The organism is Streptomyces ureilyticus (genome assembly GCF_011045025.1).
GTDB lineage: Bacteria > Actinomycetota > Actinomycetes > Streptomycetales > Streptomycetaceae > Streptomyces > Streptomyces ureilyticus.
On record NZ_JAAKZX010000012.1, the window covers coordinates 14,286 to 30,807 of the forward strand.

Here is a 16,522-nt window from a genome sequence, read left to right on the forward strand (position 1 = left end):
GGGACGGGGGAATTGGCCGCCCGGCAGGCACGGAATGCGGTCGTACAGTCAGTTGGGCATCTGCGGTTCGATCAGTGCCCAGCATGCAACGTCGGCCTCACCCGGCTCCCCGGCCGACCGGACCCGACCACCAGGGCCATTGGGCCCTATTACGACCGCTCAGAGGGGGCCGGAAGGTCGCCCGGCAGGGACCGCCGGACCCAGGTGCGACGCGGTGCGCGACACATAGCGTTCCGGGCCATGGAGAACGATCAGAACGCACGACGCCAGGAGTCGCGCGCCGGTGAAGGCTGGCCGCTGGCCGCCCGGCGGCTGCTCACCCGCCGTGAGGTGTCGGCCGACGGACGCGCCGTGTTCGGCGAGAACGACGGCAAGTGGGAGGGCTTCTACCGGGACCGCTGGGCGCACGACAAGGTGGTGCGCTCCACGCACGGGGTGAACTGCACCGGCTCGTGCTCGTGGATGGTGTACGTCAAGGACGGCATCATCACCTGGGAGCACCAGGCCACCGACTACCCCTCCATCGGCACCGACTGCCCCGAGTACGAGCCGCGCGGCTGCCCGCGCGGTGCGTCGTTCTCCTGGTACACGTACTCGCCCAGCCGGGTCCGCTACCCGTATGTGCGGGGCGCGTTGCTGAAGCCGTGGCGCGAGGCCCGCAAGCGCCTCGGTGACCCGGTGGCGGCCTGGGCCGAGATCACCGGCGACCCGGCGAAGGCCCGCGCCTACAAGCGCGCCCGCGGCAAGGGCGGCCTGGTCCGCGCCGACTGGGACGAGGTCAGCGAGCTGATCGCCGCCGCCCAGGTGCACACCATCAAGACGTACGGTCCTGACCGCGTCGCCGGCTTCTCCCCGATCCCGGCGATGTCGATGGCGTCCTTCGCGGCCGGCGCCCGCTTCATGTCGCTGATCGGCGGCACCCTGCTCTCCTTCTACGACTGGTACGCCGACCTGCCGATCGCCTCCCCGCAGGTCTTCGGCGACCAGACCGACGTCCCCGAGGCGGCGGACTGGTGGAACGCGGGCTACCTGATCATGTGGGGCTCCAACATCCCCGTCACCCGCACGCCCGACGCGCACTTCCTGACCGAGACCCGCTACAACGGCACCAAGGTCGTCGCGGTCAGCCCCGACTACGCGGACAACGTCAAGCACGCCGACGAATGGCTGGCCCCGCACCCCGGCACGGACGGCGCGCTGGCGATGGCCATGGGGCACGTGATCCTGCGCGAGTTCCTCGTCGACCGCGAGGTGCCGTACTTCCAGGACTACCTGCGCAAGTTCACCGACGCGCCGTTTCTGGTGACCCTGCGCGAGCACGACCACGGACTCGTCCCCGACGGGTTCCTGACCGCCGCCGAACTCGGCCATGAAGACGAGCATGCCGAGTTCAAGACGGTCCTCCTGGACGGGGCCACCGGCGAACCGGTGGTCCCCGGCGGCTCGCTCGGCTTCCGGTGGGGGGAAGCCGGGCGAGGCCGCTGGAATCTCGAACTGGGCGATGTCGTCCCGGAGTTGAGCTTGCTGGAGCGGGCCGAGGACACCGTCGAGATCGCGTTGCCCCGGTTCGACGAGGGCGGCACCGAGGGCGGTTCGGTCATGGTCCGGGGCGTTCCGGTCCGCCGGATCGGCGGACGGCTGGTGACCACGGTCTTCGACCTGATGCTCGCCCAGTACGGGGTGAAGCGGGCGGGTCTGCCGGGCAGCTGGCCCTCCTCGTACGAGGACGCGTCGGAGCCGTACACCCCTGCCTGGCAGGAGACGATCACCTCGGTACCGGCGGAGCAGGCGGCCCGGATCGCCCGGGAGTTCGCCCGCAACGCCGAGCGCACGAACGGCCGTTCCATGATCGCGCTGGGTGCGGGCACCAACCACTGGTTCCACTCGGACACCATCTACCGGGCGTTCCTGGCGCTGACGACGATGACGGGCTGCCAGGGCGTGAACGGCGGCGGCTGGGCGCACTACGTCGGCCAGGAGAAGGTCCGCCCGGTCACCGGGCAGCAGCACCTGTCGTTCGCCTTCGACTGGCAGCGGCCCACCCGGCACATGGCGGGCACCTCGTACTGGTACCTGAACTCCGACCAGTGGCGTTACGAGGCCTTCGGGCCCGACGAGTTGGCGTCCCCGCTCGGTGACGGCCGGTTCAAGGGCAAGGGATTCGCCGACTGCCTGGCGCAGGCCGTGCGGCTGGGCTGGTCTCCTGGTCACCCCGGCTTCAACCGCAACCCGCTCGACCTGACGGACGAGGCGGCCGCCGCGGGCCGCCCGGTCGCCGAGCACATCGTGGACGAGCTGAAGTCCGGGCGGCTGCGGTTCGCCGTCGAGGACCCCGACGACCCGGCCAACTTCCCCCGCGTACTGACCGTGTGGCGGGCCAACCTGCTCGGCTCCTCCGGCAAGGGCAACGAGTACTTCCTGCGCCACCTGCTGGGCACCGACGCCGCGGTCCGCTCCGAGGAGACCCCGCCCGAGGCGCGCCCGAAGGACGTGGTGTGGCGGGAGGAGGCACCCGAGGGCAAGCTCGACCTGCTGGTCACCATGGACTTCCGGATGACCTCCACCAGCCTGCTCTCCGACGTCGTCCTGCCGGCCGCCACCTGGTACGAGAAGGACGACCTGTCCAGCACGGACATGCACCCCTTCGTACACGCCTTCACCCCGGCCATCGCCCCGCCCTGGCAGGCCCGCACCGACTACGACACCTTCCTGACCATCGCCGACCAGTTCAGCGAGCTGGCCGCCGAGCACCTCGGCAAGCGCACGGACGTCCTCGCGGTGCCGCTGCTGCACGACACCCCGGACGAACTCGCCCAGCCCGGCGGCGTCGTACGGGACTGGAAGACCGGCCAGTGCGAGCCGATCCCCGGCCGCACCATGCCGAAGCTGGTCGTCATCGAACGGGACTACGCCGCGACCGCGCAGAAGATGCGCGCCGTCGGCCCGCTCCTTGACACCCTGGGCACCACCACCAAGGGCGTCACCGTCCACCCGAACCAGGAGATCGACGACCTGCGGCGCCGCAACGGCACCGTCCGGGACGGCATCGCCGCCGGACGGCCCTCCCTCGCCACCGCGAGCCACATGTGCGAGGCGATCCTCGCCCTGTCCGGCACCACCAACGGGCGCCTGGCCACCGAGGGCTTCCGGGAGCTGGAGCGGCAAACCGGCAGCGAGGGCCTGGTGGAACTGGCCTCCGAACGGGAGGCGGAGCGGATCACGTTCGCCGACACCCGCACTCAGCCGCGCTCGGTGATGACGTCGTACGAGTGGTCGGGCTCGGAAACCGGTGGCCGCCGCTACTCGCCGTTCGTCATCAACACCGAGCACAAGAAGCCCTGGCACACCCTCACCGGCCGCCAGCACTTCTTCGTCCAGCACGACTGGATCAGCGAGATGGGTGAGCAACTCCCCGTCTACCGGCCCCCGTTGAACACGCCCCGGCACTACGGGAACGAGCAACTCGGCGGCGACCGCGCCGAAGTCACCGTCCGGTACCTGACCCCGCACTCCAAGTGGTCCATCCACTCGAACTACCAGGACAACAAGTACATGCTCGACCTGTCCCGCGGCGGCCCGGTGATCTGGATGTCCACCGCCGACGCCGAGAAGATCGGCGTCAAGGACAACGAGTGGATCGAGGCGTACAACCGCAACGGCGTCGTCGCCGCCCGGGCCGTGGTCACCCACCGCATGCCCGAGGGAACCGTGTACATGTACCACGCCCAGGACCGCAACGTGAACGTCCCGAAGACCGAGGTCAGCGGCAAACGCGGCGGCATCCACAACTCCCTGACCCGCCTCCTGCTCAAGCCCACCCATCTCGCGGGTGGCTACGCCCAGTTCACCTACGCCTTCAACTACTACGGCCCGACCGGCAACCAGCGCGACGAGGTCACCGTGATTCGCCGTCGCTCGCAGGATGTGGAGTACTGACATGCGCGTGATGGCACAGATCGCGATGGTCATGAATCTCGACAAGTGCATCGGCTGCCACACCTGCTCGGTCACCTGCAAGCAGACGTGGACCAACCGCACCGGCGTCGAGTACGCCTGGTTCAACAACGTCGAGACCAAGCCCGGCGTCGGCTACCCCCGCCGCTACGAGGACCAGGAACACTGGAAGGGCGGCTGGATGCTCGACAAGCGCGGACGTCTCGTCCTGCGCTCCGGCGGCCGGATCAAGCGGCTCCTGTCCCTCTTCTCCAACCCCGACCTGCCGTCCATCGAGGACTACTACGAGCCGGTCACCTACGACTACGACAACCTCGTCAACGCCCCGGCCGGCAAGGACATCCCGGTCGCCCGCCCGCGCTCCGTCCTCACCGGCAAGCCCACCGCCATCACCTGGGGCGCCAACTGGGAGGACGGCCTGGGCGGCGCCCCCGAGAACGCCGGCGGCGACCCGAACCTGACCGGCGAGTGGGCGGAGAAGGTCAAGTTCGAGTTCGAGCAGACCTTCCTCTTCCACCTCCCCCGCCTGTGCGAGCACTGCCTCAACCCGGCCTGCGTGTCGGCCTGTCCGTCGGGGGCGATGTACAAGCGGGTCGAGGACGGCATCGTCCTGGTCGATCAGGACCGCTGCCGGGGCTGGCGGATGTGCGTGACGGCATGCCCGTACAAGAAGGTGTACGTCAACCACGCCACCGGCAAGGCGGAGAAGTGCACCTTCTGCTTCCCGCGCATCGAGGCCGGCCAGCCCACCGTCTGCTCCGAGACCTGCGTCGGCCGCCTGCGCTACCTCGGCCTGCTCCTGTACGACGCCGACCGCGTCGGCGAGGCCGCCGCCACCCCCGACGAGCAGGACCTCCTCGACGCCCAGCGCGGTGTCTTCCTCGACCCTCACGACCCCCAAGTCATCGCGGCAGCAAGGGAGTCGGGCATCCCCGAGGACTGGCTGGAGGCCGCCCGCCGCTCCCCCGTGTACGACCTGGTCATGCGCTACAAGGTCGCGCTGCCGCTGCACCCGGAGTACCGCACGCTGCCGATGGTCTGGTATGTGCCCCCGCTCTCCCCCGTCCTGGACGCCGTGGACGCGGCGGGCGGAAACCAGGACGACCCCGACCATGTCTTCGCCGCCGTCACCCGGCTGCGGATCCCGCTGGAGTACCTGGCGGAACTGTTCACGGCAGGAGACGCGGACGTGGTCGCCGGGGTGCTGATGAAGCTCACCGCCCTGCGCTCGTACATGCGCGAACGCACCCTGGGTGAGGACGGCGACGAGGCCGCACTCAAGGCTGTGGGTCTCACCGCACGTGAGGCGGAGGACCTGCACCGCCTGCTCGCCATCGCCAAGTACCAGGACCGGTACGTCGTTCCCGCCGCGCACAAGGAGGACGCCGCCGCGCTGACCGCGATGGAGAACCGCTGCCCGGTGGAGTCGTCCGACACCGCCGAACCCCGCAAGGTCATGCTCGGCATCCCCACCCTGCGCCGCCGTACGTCCGAAGCACCCGCCGGAGGCCGGTCATGAGCCCTCTGCCCTCCATAGTCCGCACCCGCGTCCGCGCGGCCATACGCCGCCCCGCCCGCCTCACCCCCGAGGAGGCCGAGGCACGCACCCTGCTGCTGCGCCTGTGCTCACTGCTCCTGCAGTACCCGGACACCGAACTGACCGCCGCACGCCCGGTGTTGACCACGACCATCGAGGCACTGTCGCCCTCGCCCGCCGCCGAGCACCTGGCCGCCTTCACCACCTGGTTCACCGACCAGGAACCGGAGGAACTGGAACGCCACTACGTCGAGATGTTCGACCTGCGCCGCAAAAGCAGCCTCTACCTCACCTACTATCTGCACGGCGACACCCGCCGCCGCGGCATGGCCCTGCTCACCCTCAACCAGCGCTACAAGGCCGCGGGCTGGGACACCGACGGCGGCGAACTGCCCGACCACCTGCCGGTCGTCCTGGAGTTCGCCGCGCTGGCGGGCCCGGGCGGCGGCGAGGCACCGCTGCGCCAGCACCGGCGCGGTCTTGAGCTGATCCACCGCGCCCTGACCGACGCCGACTCCGCGTACCGGCATGTCCTGGCCGCGCTGCTCACCCTGCTGCCGCCGCCCACCGAGGCGGACCGCGCGGCGGTGGCCCAGCTCGTCGCCGAGGGCCCGCCGAACGAGGAAGTCGGCCTCGACCCCTACGGGACGTACGGGGACGGGGAGTTCGCCCCGCCGGGCACCTTCGTGCCGCCGATGCCGGCTCCGCCGACCCGAGTGCCGCCGCCTGCCCCGACCAGCCGTACGGAAGGACCCCGATGAACACCTCGCTCTCCGCCCCGGCGAGCGGCGCCGATCTGCTCCTGTGGGTCGCCGTGCCCTACATCTGCCTCGCCGTGTTCGCCGTCGGCCACGTATGGCGCTACCGCCAGGACCAGTTCGGCTGGACCTCCCGCACCAGCCAGCTCCTCGAACACCGCTGGCTGCGCTGGGGCAGCCCGCTGTTCCACCTCGGCGCGTTCATGGTGATCGCCGGGCATGTCGTGGGGCTCGCCATCCCCGACGCGTGGACCGAGGCCGCCGGCATCAGCGAGCACGCCTACCACACAACCGCCGTGTGGACAGGCTCAGTTGCTGGCATCGCCATGGTCGCCGGGCTCGGTATGCTCTGCGCCCGCCGGCTGCTGACCCGCCAGATCCGCCTCGGCACCGACCGCAGCGACAAGCTCCTCTTCCCGCTGCTGTCCGCCACCGTCCTGCTCGGCATCACCGCCACCGCCGCGCACAACGTCTTCGGCGCCGGATACGACTACCGCTCCACCGTCTCCGTATGGTTCCGCGGCCTGTTCGTCCTCCAGCCGCACCCCGAGGCGATCGCCGGAGCCCCGCTGCTCTTTCAGCTGCACGCTCTCACCGCCTTCCTGCTCTTCGCGGCCTGGCCGTTCACCCGGCTCGTGCATGTGTGGAGCGCCCCGATCGGCTACCTGGCCCGCCCGTACCTGGTCTACCGACGACGGGCCACACCGGCGGCAGTCCCGACGACCGCGGGCCGGACCCGGCCGGCCTCCGGCTCCCGGCGAGCCGCATGAGTCACGGCCCCGCGCTCGCACCGGACGCCACGACCACCCGGCGCCCTGAGACAGTGGGAGCGAGCCGCCGAACGGGATGGATGATGACCCTCACCGGGACCGTCGGCTGGCTCGCCTCCTTCCAGCTCACCGTGGACGCCTGGCGGCTCCTCAAGGACCCGGCCTACCAACCGCCCTGCAACATCAGCCCCGTCGTGAGCTGCGGCAGCGTGATGTCCAGCCCGCAGGGCAGCCTGTTCGGCTTCCCCAACATGCTGCTCGGCCTCGGCGCCTTCGCCGCCGTGACCGCGCTGGGCATCGCCGTGCTCGCCGGAGCGCGCCTGCACCGGCGGCTGTGGCTCACGCTGGACGGCGGGGCGCTGGTGGGCGTGGCGTTCGTGCACTGGCTGATCGGGGAGTCGCTGTACGAGCTCAACAAGCTCTGCCCGTACTGCGCCGCCATCTGGATCGTGACCATCGCCCTGTTCTGGTACGTCACCCTGCACTGCCTCGAACGGGGCATCGTCCCCGTGCCCCGCGGTGTGTTGTACATCCTCCGGGACACGCACTGGATGCTGCTCGGCGCCTGGTACGGGGTGATCGCGATGCTCGTCCTCACCCGCTTCTGGCCGTACTGGAGCGGCCTGCTGTAGGCGCATCGCAGGGCCGGCGCGGACGTGCCCCACTGGGCCCTTCAATCGGGACGTTCGGCCCCCGCGCCCGGCCATCACCCCGGATTAGGTTCGCCTAAGTGACACCGATGCAGGCAGAAAGCGAGGCACGAACATGGCATCGACAGAACCTTCGGCCCTGCGGCACAACTTCCCCGTCCCCGGCGACGGACTGGACGCCACCCGCATGCCCGGCCACTGGCTACTGGCCCGCCTGGGCAAGCGGGTGCTGCGCCCCGGCGGTGTGGAGCTGACCCGGTGGATGCTGGACGCCCTGGGCGTGGACCCGGAGGACCGGGTGGTGGAGCTGGCCGCCGGCCTCGGCGCCACCGCCCGGCTGACCCTCGCCCGCCACCCGGCCGCCTACACCGCCGTCGACCGCGACCCGGCCGCCGTGGCCGCACTCAGCGCCCTCGCCGCGCCCGGCCTGACCACGGTGCGTGCCGTACGGTCCGACGCCGCGGACACCAGGCTGCCGGACGGCGACGCCAGCGTCGTATACGGGGAGGCGATGCTGACGATGCAGCCCGAGCCCGCCAAGCGGCGCATCGTACGGGAGGCCCGCCGTCTCCTCGACGGTTCCACGGGCCGGTACGCCATCCACGAACTGTGCCTGCTCCCCGACGACTTGGACCCGGCCCTCGCCGAGCGGATCACCGCGGACCTGCGCGAGGCCATCCACGTCGGCGCTCGCCCCCTGACGCCCACCGGCTGGACCGATCTCCTCGCCGACGAGGGCTTCACCGTCACCGCCCACAAGACGGCACCGATGGCGCTGCTCGAACCGGGCCGACTCGTCGCCGACGAAGGTCTGGTCCCCGCGCTGCGCATCGCCGGCCGGGCGCTGCGGGACCCGGCCGCCCTGCGCCGTGTGCTGCACATGCGCCGCGTCTTCCACCGCCACCACGCCCACCTGAGCGCGATCAGCCTGCTCGCCGTCCCCACCCCGTCCCAGCCCTGAGCCGTCCCGGCCCGGAGGAGGTACGCCCCCATGTCCGCCACCGTGATCACCGACCTGGCCACCGAACTGACCGTGCCCGAGGACGGCACCCTCAGCCGCGTCCTGTACCGCGACGACCGTCTGCGCGTGGTCGGCTTCGCCTTCGCCGCCGGCCAGGAACTGACCGAGCACACCTCGGCGCTGCCCGTGGTCATCCAGGTCGTGCAGGGCCGTCTCGACCTGGTTCTGGGCGAGGAGAAGATCGAGGCGACACCCAGGAGTTGGATCCGTCTGCCCGCGCGGCTGCCGCACTCGGTGTACGCCACCGAGCCGAGCGTGATGCTGCTGACCATGCTGCCCGCGCCGGAACCGTCCGGATCCGAGGCGCCTTCCGCAGCGTGACCAGCCGTCGGGCCTTTGGCGGCGCCGCGCCGGCAGAGGCCCCGCGGATCACCGCACCCACGCCGCTGCCACCGTAGGCGGCAGCATCGAGCACAGATCGGTGATGCGGACATGGTCCGCGTGGTGCGCGGTGATCTCTCCGACGGAGATGTCCGATGAGCCGAAGGACTCTTCGCGCACGTGCTGCGCACGCGGGGGTGCTGTCCAGTCCCAAGACCGCCGTCGCCTTGGAGGTACGCAGGAACCGGCTGGGCTCGGGCCGACGCCGAACAGCTGAGCGCGCCGCCCCGACCAGTGCGCGGCCAACATCATCAGGTTCTTGAACACCGGCCGTTTCCGCATGGCATCCGCGCCCGGTCCGGCCGCCGGTCCCTCTACCGGCCGTGCCCCGGATTGCTCGCGCGGCTCCTTCGAACCCCGGCTACGGTCCGCTCCTGCCGGATGCGAAAGACAGGGCCGACCGGCCCTACTCCCGCGCCGGCGGCCACGCTGAGGATGGTCTGATGCTCGGAAACGACGCCTTTCGTGTTCTCGGCCGACGGGAGTGCCTGTGCCTGCTGGCCAAGGTGCCGGTCGGCCGCGTGGTCTACACCCGGCAGGCACTGCCCGCGGTCCTTCCGGTCAACTTCTCCCTGGACGAGGACACCTCCGTCCTGCTGTACACCTCGGCCGACTCCGATCTCGTACGCGCCATCGACGGCGTCGTGGTCGCCTTCGAGGCGGACGAGTTCACTGCGGCAACCCGGTCCGGGATCCTCGGTCACACCGTGTCGAGAACGTCACTCACCGGGCGGCGGGGAGTGGCCGGGCCCCGCGGGCCGTAGCCGAGACGCAGCACCATCTGCACCTGGCCGGTGCCCGTTCCCGGGTCGCGGGCCAGCAGGCGCAGCGCGCGGTCCTCCAGCGCGTGGGAGGTCAGGGAGGTGGCCAGGTCGGCGAGGGTGGCCTCGAGCAGGACGCGTTGCAGTGCCTGCCCGGCACGCAGCCAGTCGGCAGGGCCGTCACCGCGGGTGCTCAGCAGAGCCAGGTGCGGGGTGTGCTCGAAGGCGGTGGTGCCGCGGTCAGCCACCGGCCGGCGCCCGGCGAAGTCCCGCACGGGCGCCCTACCGTCCCGTTTGCGCGGCCCGAACGCGTACTCAGGGACCCCGTCGACGGCGAGGTCCGCCTCCGGTCCGAGCCGAGTCCAGCGCACCAGGTCCCCGCCGGCGTCCGGGTCCAGGACATCCCGGCTCTCCGCGTCGCGGATCAGGTCGAACACGGTCTCGGCGTGCCAAGGGCCGGGGAAGAGCAGCACGGCCCCCTCCCGCTCGGCAGCGTCCTGCAAGGTGACCCGGACGTCCTCGGGGACGTCCTTCTCGGCGAAGGGATGGCGGCTGGTGTGCCGCTGCCGGATGGCCGGGTACAGCCGCGCCAAGGCGTCGTCCCGCCCGCGCCCGGCCTCCTCGGGCAGATGGACGGCGGCGAGCAACAGCAGGTCGTGCGGCTCGGGCAGCAGCCGGATCTCCGGGGCGAGGTCCGCGTGCGCGGCGGCGACCCGCAGGTTGAACAGTGCCGCCCCGCAGCCGATGTGCAGTGCCCGGTTGTCGGGATCGGACCGGGGCATGGCCCGCGCCAGATCGGCATACAGCAGCAGGAGACGTTCACCGGTCAGGAAGCGGAAGCGCCACGGCTGCGCATTGTGCATGGACGGGGCCGCCGTGGCCTCGGCCACCATCCTCGTCACCGTCTTCTCATCGAATTGTCGCAATGCCATGCCGTCCTCCTCACGAGCGCCCGCCGGGACGTGGTCCCCACCACCAGGTACCCCGCTGGCGGGCGCTGAGCGGCTCGGTCGCGCGACGAGCCCGTATCTCGCGGGGCGCGGGGGCGTCGTCAGCGGTTCGGCGTCAGCCGTGTTTGGCGACGGTGAGGAGCACCGCCGCGTCTTCGATGGCCTGCAGGCTGTGGCGGGCCTCGGGGATAGTGATCAGGTCACCGGTCCGGCCCTCCCAGGAGGTGTCGCCGCTGGTGAGCCGCACGCGTCCGCGCAGCACCAGCAGGGTCGCCTCACCGGGGCTCTCGTGCTCCGCGAGGGCGGTGTCGGTGGTCAACGCCAGGACGGTCTGGCGCAGGACGCGTTCGTGGCCGCCGTAGACGGTGGCGGCGCTGCGTCCGGTGGAGGCGGCCGTGGCGCGTTCCAGGTGCTCGCGGGCCAGCGCGTCGAGTGAGAGCTTCTGCATGGCTTCCAGTCTCCTTGTCTTCGCGGACGTGACGGATGACCGCCGGCGCGCCGTGCGGCTGGCCGCAAGCGGATTTTGCTGCGGTGCCGCCGGCGGCCGCGTGGTTCCGGCACCTCACATCTCGAAGACGATGCGTGCCTTGATCTGGCCGCTGAGGACCGCGGCGATGGAGTCGTTGACGGTGTCCAGCGGGCGGGTCTCGTAGATGACCTTGGTGCGTCCGGCGGCGTGCAGCTGGAACACCTCGTCCAGGTCCTGGCGGGTGCCGACGATGGAGCCGATGACCGAGGTGCCGTTCAGGACGGTGTCGAAGATCGGCACGCTGATGGTGCCGCCGGCGGGCAGGGCGACCATGACCAGCTTGCCGCCGCGCCGCAGTCCGCCGTAGACGGAGGCGAACGCCTGCTCGTTGACGGCCAGCGCGATCGCCGCGTGCGCGCCGCCGTGCTCCTTGAGGACCTCGGCGGGGTCCTCCTTGCGGGCGTCGATGAGGATGTCCGCGCCGAGTTCCCGGGCGAGGTCGAGCTTGTCGTCGGTGACGTCGATCGCGGCGACGGTGGCTCCGGCGATCTTCGCGTACTGCACGGCGAGGTGGCCCAGACCGCCGATGCCGGAGATCGCCACCAGCTGGGTCGGGCGCACTCCGGCGACCTTCAACGCCTTGTAGGTGGTGACGCCGGCGCAGGTCAGCGGGGCGGCGTCGCGCGGGTCGATGCCGTCGGGGACCACCGCGGCGAAGTCCGCGGGGGCGAGCATCTTCTCCGCGTAGCCGCCGTCCACGCTGTAGCCGGTGTTCTGCTGCTGCGCGCACAGCGTCTCCCAGCCGGACAGGCAGTGCTCGCAGCGCCCGCAGGCCCAACCCAGCCAGGGCACGGCCACCCGCTGCCCGATCTCCAGGTGGGTCACCCCGGCGCCGAGCGCCTCGACGATGCCGACGCCCTCGTGGCCGGGGACGAACGGCGGGGTGGGCTTGATGGGCCAGTCGCCGTGCGCGGCGTGGATGTCGGTGTGGCACAGTCCGGACGCCTCCAGGCGGATGCCGACCTGGCCGGGGCCGGGCTCCGGGTCCGGGCGCTCCTCGATCACCAGCGGCTCGCCGAAGGACCGGACGACTGCTGCCTTCATGGAATGCTCCTCAAGCTCTGTCGGTGGGGTGCGATTCCAGCGTCGGCTCCGTCCCGGCGTGGCGGCAGGTCCCGGACGTCCTCGGGGATGGGGCCGATCGGCCCCGAGCCGCTCGGAAACAGCCCCCTTGAGCCGGGCAGAGCGCGCTGCCGTGGGATGCATCCTGCTGATCCGCCGCCATGGAGCACGGCCGTGCGTGCCGGGAAGCGCGGGCCGGCGCCCGGCGTGGCCGACCACCACGCGCCGCCTCTCGTGGCGGTCGGTACGACGTCGGAGGCGTAACCCGGACCGACGACGCGGGTGACCGGGATCTGGAGATCACGCTCGCGCCATGGTTTGAGCGTGCCGACGAGTTCCTTGTCCGGCAGCGGTTGGCTCCGGGTAGGCGATCCGATCAGCGTGCCTCAGGGAAAGACGGGGTTCTGGGGTCAGTAGGGCCGACCGGCCCTGGCCCTTCGGCCCTCGATCGCGCAAGATCTGCGATAGACACAGACCAGTTGCGTCTGATGGGCCATGTCCGGTGCAGGATTCAGACGGCGCAGAACAAGGAGTTTCCGATGGCGGACGGCGAGCAGCCCGGCCCCGACAACCCGATCCGGGTCTTCCTGCTGGACGACCACGAGGTGGTCCGGCGTGGGGTGCACGACCTGCTGGACGACGAGCCGGACATCTCCGTGGTCGGCGAGGCCGCCAATGTCGCGCAGGCGCTGGTGCGCGTGCCCGCGCTGCGCCCGCAGGTGGCGGTGCTCGACGTGCGCCTGCCCGACGGCGACGGCGTGACCGTGTGCCGCGAACTGCGCTCCCAGATGCCGGAGCTGGCCTGCCTGATGCTGACCTCGTTCGACGACGAGGAAGCCCTGCTCGACTCGATCATGGCCGGTGCCTCCGGGTACGTGCTGAAGCAGATTCAGGGCTCGGACCTGGTGTCGGCCGTCCGCACGGTGGCCCGGGGCCAGTCCCTGCTCGACCCCAGTGCCACTGCCAAGCTGATGGCCCGGCTGCGCCAGGGCCAGGAGCCGGAGCCCGAACCTGACGCCCTGCCGGGCCTGACGGACCGGGAGCGGGAGATCCTGGCCCTGATCGGCGAGGGCCTGACGAACCGCCAGATCGGCCAGCGTCTCTACCTCGCCGAGAAGACGGTGAAGAACCACATCTCCCGGCTGCTGGCCAAGCTCGGGGTCGAGCGGCGCATCCAGGCCGCGGTCATCGCCACCCAGGCCCAGGACCGGCAAAGGCAAGAAGGGCGCTGAAGCAGCCCGGGTGAGCCGTGGGGCCGAACGTCTCCCCGGCTCGCCCCCGTTGGGCCCAAGCCCGATCCCGTCCCCGGCCAGCAGGCTGGCAGCGACACAGAAGCGGATCGATCGGGAGGACGACGGACATGAGCGTGCGCGTGGGCATCAACGGCTTCGGCCGCATCGGACGCAACTACCTGCGGCTCGTGCTGGAGCGCGCGGAGACAGCGGCCGGTACCCCGGTCGAGGTGGTGGCCGTCAACGCCTCACCTCCCCGGCGGCATTGGCCCATCTGCTGGAGTACGACTCGACGTACGGCAGGCTGCACCGCACCGTCGAGCACGACGACACCTCGATCACCGTCGACGGCCACCGCATCGCCGTGACCGCCGAACGTGACCCCGCCGCCCTGGACTGGGCCGGCCTCGGCGTGGACGTCGTCATCGAGTCCACCGGACAGGCAGCGCAGTGGGCAGCCGCTGAGGAACAGCACGAACCGGGTCCCGGGACCGTCCACTCCCGTGGACAGGTCCCAGGAGTGGATCCGGCCCGTCAGCGGCGCGACCGTGGTGTTCACAGCGATCCGTGGAAGGTGCGGCTGATCACGTCGAGCTGCTGCTCGCGGGTCAGGCAGACGAAGTTGACCGCGTACCCGGAGACCCGGATCGTCAACTCCGGGTACTTCTGCGGGTGTTCCATGGCGTCCTCGAGCGTCGCCCGGTCCAGGACGTTCACGTTCATGTGGAAGCCGCCGGAGGCCATGTACGCGTCGAGGATGCCGGCCAGGTGCGCGGCGCGCTCGGCCGGGTTATGCCCCAGGCCCTCGGGGGTGATCGTCGTGGTGAGCGAGATGCCGTCGCGGGCCTCCTCGTACGGCAGCTTGGCCACCGACAGCGCCGAGGCGGCCACGCCGTGCCGGTCACGGCCGTTCATCGGGTTGGCGCCCGGGGCGAACGGGGCACCCGCGCGCCGACCGTCGGGGGTGTTGCCGGTGTGCTTGCCGTACACCACGTTCGAGGTGATGGTCAGCACCGACTGGGTGTGCTCGGCGCCTCGGTAGGTGGGATGCTTGCGCACCTTCGCCATGAACGACTGGACCAGGCCGACGGCGAGCGCGTCGGCGCGGTCGTCGTTGTTGCCGTACGCCGGGTACTCGCCCTCGACCTGGTAGTCGACGGCCAGCCCGGTGGCATCCCGGATGACCTTCACCCGCGCGTGCTTGGCGGCCGAGAGGCTGTCGGCCGCCACCGACAGGCCCGCGATGCCGCACGCCATGAAGCGGTGCACGGGGTGGTCGTGCAGGGCCATCTCGATGCGCTCGTAGGCGTACTTGTCGTGCATGAAATGGATGACGTTGAGCGTGTTGACGTAGGTGGCGGCCAGCCAGTCGAGCATGTGGTCGTAGGCCCTCGACAGCTGCTCGTAGTCGAGGTACTCACCGGTCAGCACGGGCGCCTCGGGGGCGATCTGCTCGCCGGTCATCTCGTCCCGGCCGCCGTTGATCGCGTATAGCAGTGCCTTGGCGAGATTGACGCGGGCGCCGAAGAACTGCATCTGCCGGCCCACCGCCATGGCGGAGACGCAGCAGGCGATCGCGGTGTCGTCGCCGGTGTGCGGCCGCATGAGGTCGTCGGACTCGTACTGGATGGCGCTGGTGTCGATGGACACCTGGGCGCAGAACTCCTTGAATCCGGAGGGAAGTTGAGGCGACCACAGCACGGTCAGGTTGGGCTCGGGGGCGGGGCCGAGGTTGTAGAGGGTCTGCAGGAAGCGGAACGAGGTGCGGGTGACCAGCGGGCGGCCGTCGGTTCCGATGCCGCCGATGGACTCCGTCACCCAGGTCGGGTCGCCGGAGAACAGCGCGTCGTACTCCGGGGTGCGCAGGAACCGGACGATCCGCAGCTTGATGACGAAGTCGTCGATCAGCTCCTGGGCGCGGCTCTCGTCGAGGGTGCCCTCGTCCAGGTCGCGCTGGAGGTAGACGTCCAGGAAGGTCGAGGTGCGCCCCAGGGACATCGCGGCGCCGTTCTGCTCCTTCACCGCCGCCAGGAAGCCGAGGTAGAGCCACTGCACGGCCTCATGCGCGGTGGCGGCGGGGCGGGAGACGTCGCAGCCGTACGAGGCAGCCATCTGGGCCAGCTCGCCCAACGCCCTTATCTGCTCGGCCAGTTCTTCACGGTCGCGGATGACGTCTGGGCTGGAGGGCCGCGCGTCCAGCCGGGCCTTCTCGGCCCGCTTCGCCTCGACCAGCCGGGCCGTGCCGTACAGCGCGACCCGCCGGTAGTCGCCGATGATCCGGCCGCGGCCGTAGGCGTCCGGCAGGCCGGTGATGATCCCGGCCTTGCGGGCGGCGCGCATCTCGGGGGTGTACGCGTCGAAGACGCCGTCGTTGTGGGTCTTGCGGTAGGTACTGAAGACGCGCTTGACGAAGGGGTCGGCCTGGTAGCCGTACGCCTTCAGCCCGTTCTCGACCATGCGCAGCCCGCCGTTGGGCATGATCGCCCGCCGCAGCGGGGCATCCGTCTGCAGGCCGACGATCAGTTCGCGGTCGCGGTCGATGAAGCCCGGCCGGTGCGAGGTGATCGTCGACGGAAGGCCCGTGTCGACGTCCAGGATCCCCTTGCGCCGCTCCTCGGGGAACAGCCGGGCGACCTTGTCCCAGACGGCGAGCGTACGCGCGGTCGGACCGGCCAGGAACGCGGAATCGCCTTCGTACGGTGTGTAGTTGGCCTGGATGAAGTCACGCACGTCGATGTGGTCCCGCCAGCGCGTACCGGCGAAGCCCCGCCATGCCTCGGTCGCCACCCCGACTCCAGCCGTCACCGTTACCGTCATCGCCGGTCTCCCTCGCTCTGCGCGTGAACTTCTGCGCTTTCGATGCTCGTCGCTCGCGATGCCTGCGGGGAGGGCCTGTCGGCGTACCTGGAGCGCGCCG

General features: G+C 70.8%; 13 protein-coding genes and 3 pseudogenes. 10 read left to right on the top strand and 6 right to left on the bottom strand.

Translation table 11 applies throughout. The features are described from left to right. Positions 1–240: 240 nt before the first annotated feature. From G6048_RS05980 to G6048_RS06010, 7 genes are all read left to right on the top strand, one after another. Positions 241–3,936 (top strand): nitrate reductase subunit alpha, encoded by a 3,696-nt coding sequence (locus G6048_RS05980; protein WP_165338386.1) that lies wholly within the window; start codon positions 241–243, stop codon positions 3,934–3,936. Position 3,937: 1 nt separating this feature from the next. After that, positions 3,938–5,473: a nitrate reductase subunit beta gene (gene narH, locus G6048_RS05985; RefSeq protein ID WP_165338387.1), complete on the top strand. Its 1,536-nt coding sequence runs from the start codon at positions 3,938–3,940 to the stop codon at positions 5,471–5,473. Continuing rightward, a complete protein-coding gene (narJ, locus tag G6048_RS05990) occupies positions 5,470–6,252 on the top strand; it encodes a nitrate reductase molybdenum cofactor assembly chaperone (RefSeq protein WP_165338388.1) in 783 nt (260 codons plus the stop codon). The genes narH and narJ overlap by 4 nt, the downstream gene beginning before the upstream one ends. After that, positions 6,249–7,019, top strand: coding sequence for a respiratory nitrate reductase subunit gamma (narI, locus tag G6048_RS05995; protein WP_165338389.1), 771 nt, complete (start codon positions 6,249–6,251; stop codon positions 7,017–7,019). Before narJ ends, narI begins: the two co-directional genes overlap by 4 nt. A gap of 83 nt (positions 7,020–7,102) precedes the next feature. Then, complete coding sequence (locus G6048_RS06000) at positions 7,103–7,651, top strand: vitamin K epoxide reductase family protein (RefSeq protein ID WP_165338390.1); 549 nt, start codon at positions 7,103–7,105, stop codon at positions 7,649–7,651. Between the two features lie 133 nt (positions 7,652–7,784). Then, positions 7,785–8,630: a class I SAM-dependent methyltransferase gene (locus G6048_RS06005; RefSeq protein WP_165338391.1), complete on the top strand. Its 846-nt coding sequence runs from the start codon at positions 7,785–7,787 to the stop codon at positions 8,628–8,630. Between the two features lie 30 nt (positions 8,631–8,660). Next, positions 8,661–9,011, top strand: coding sequence for a cupin domain-containing protein (locus G6048_RS06010; RefSeq protein WP_165338392.1), 351 nt, complete (start codon positions 8,661–8,663; stop codon positions 9,009–9,011). A gap of 48 nt (positions 9,012–9,059) precedes the next feature. Here G6048_RS06010 and G6048_RS50830 read toward each other — a convergent pair whose 3' ends face one another. Then, positions 9,060–9,191, bottom strand: coding sequence for a hypothetical protein (locus tag G6048_RS50830; RefSeq protein ID WP_268978608.1), 132 nt, complete (start codon positions 9,189–9,191; stop codon positions 9,060–9,062). Positions 9,192–9,514: 323 nt separating this feature from the next. Between G6048_RS50830 and G6048_RS06015 the strand changes: the two are divergent. Continuing rightward, a pseudogene (locus G6048_RS06015) lies at positions 9,515–9,763 on the top strand (pyridoxamine 5'-phosphate oxidase family protein); the annotation flags it as partial. A gap of 8 nt (positions 9,764–9,771) precedes the next feature. Here the strand turns inward: G6048_RS06015 and G6048_RS06020 are convergent. The 3 genes from G6048_RS06020 to adhP all read right to left on the bottom strand — a co-directional run bounded on the left by G6048_RS06020 (position 9,772) and on the right by adhP (position 12,355). After that, positions 9,772–10,764 (bottom strand): Acg family FMN-binding oxidoreductase, encoded by a 993-nt coding sequence (locus G6048_RS06020; protein WP_165338394.1) that lies wholly within the window; start codon positions 10,762–10,764, stop codon positions 9,772–9,774. A gap of 133 nt (positions 10,765–10,897) precedes the next feature. After that, positions 10,898–11,230 (bottom strand): cupin domain-containing protein, encoded by a 333-nt coding sequence (locus G6048_RS06025; protein WP_165338395.1) that lies wholly within the window; start codon positions 11,228–11,230, stop codon positions 10,898–10,900. A gap of 114 nt (positions 11,231–11,344) precedes the next feature. Beyond that, entirely contained in the window at positions 11,345–12,355 is a 1,011-nt protein-coding gene (gene adhP, locus G6048_RS06030) for an alcohol dehydrogenase AdhP (RefSeq protein ID WP_165338396.1), read from the bottom strand. A 557-nt stretch (positions 12,356–12,912) separates the two neighbouring features. On the opposite strand from adhP, the gene G6048_RS06035 reads away from it, so the two are divergent. Beyond that, positions 12,913–13,605, top strand: coding sequence for a response regulator (locus tag G6048_RS06035; protein WP_165338397.1), 693 nt, complete (start codon positions 12,913–12,915; stop codon positions 13,603–13,605). A gap of 128 nt (positions 13,606–13,733) precedes the next feature. Further along, positions 13,734–14,047, top strand: a pseudogene (locus G6048_RS06040) (glyceraldehyde 3-phosphate dehydrogenase NAD-binding domain-containing protein); the annotation flags it as partial. Here G6048_RS06040 and G6048_RS06045 read toward each other — a convergent pair. Both G6048_RS06045 and pflB read right to left on the bottom strand, forming a co-directional pair. After that, positions 14,006–14,164: pseudogene (locus tag G6048_RS06045) on the bottom strand (pyruvate formate-lyase-activating protein); the annotation flags it as partial. The pseudogenes G6048_RS06040 and G6048_RS06045 sit on opposite strands and share 42 nt — an antisense overlap. Next, a complete protein-coding gene (gene pflB, locus G6048_RS06050) occupies positions 14,161–16,422 on the bottom strand; it encodes a formate C-acetyltransferase (protein ID WP_165338398.1) in 2,262 nt (753 codons plus the stop codon). The pseudogene G6048_RS06045 and the gene pflB, both read right to left, overlap by 4 nt. Positions 16,423–16,522: the final 100 nt, after the last annotated feature.

Excerpts from the sequence above, each read along its gene's own strand:
- adhP (WP_165338396.1), bottom strand. The coding sequence starts at position 12,355 with ATGAAGGCAGCAGTCGTCCGGTCCTTCGGCGAGCCGCTGGTGATCGAG.
- G6048_RS06010 (WP_165338392.1), top strand. The coding sequence starts at position 8,661 with ATGTCCGCCACCGTGATCACCGACCTGGCCACCGAACTGACCGTGCCC.
- pflB (WP_165338398.1), bottom strand. The coding sequence starts at position 16,422 with ATGACGGTAACGGTGACGGCTGGAGTCGGGGTGGCGACCGAGGCATGG.
- narJ (WP_165338388.1), top strand. The coding sequence starts at position 5,470 with ATGAGCCCTCTGCCCTCCATAGTCCGCACCCGCGTCCGCGCGGCCATA.
- G6048_RS06000 (WP_165338390.1), top strand. The coding sequence starts at position 7,103 with ATGACCCTCACCGGGACCGTCGGCTGGCTCGCCTCCTTCCAGCTCACC.
- G6048_RS06035 (WP_165338397.1), top strand. The coding sequence starts at position 12,913 with ATGGCGGACGGCGAGCAGCCCGGCCCCGACAACCCGATCCGGGTCTTC.
- narH (WP_165338387.1), top strand. The coding sequence starts at position 3,938 with ATGCGCGTGATGGCACAGATCGCGATGGTCATGAATCTCGACAAGTGC.
- narI (WP_165338389.1), top strand. The coding sequence starts at position 6,249 with ATGAACACCTCGCTCTCCGCCCCGGCGAGCGGCGCCGATCTGCTCCTG.
- G6048_RS06020 (WP_165338394.1), bottom strand. The coding sequence starts at position 10,764 with ATGGCATTGCGACAATTCGATGAGAAGACGGTGACGAGGATGGTGGCC.
- G6048_RS06005 (WP_165338391.1), top strand. The coding sequence starts at position 7,785 with ATGGCATCGACAGAACCTTCGGCCCTGCGGCACAACTTCCCCGTCCCC.
- G6048_RS06025 (WP_165338395.1), bottom strand. The coding sequence starts at position 11,230 with ATGCAGAAGCTCTCACTCGACGCGCTGGCCCGCGAGCACCTGGAACGC.
- G6048_RS05980 (WP_165338386.1), top strand. The coding sequence starts at position 241 with ATGGAGAACGATCAGAACGCACGACGCCAGGAGTCGCGCGCCGGTGAA.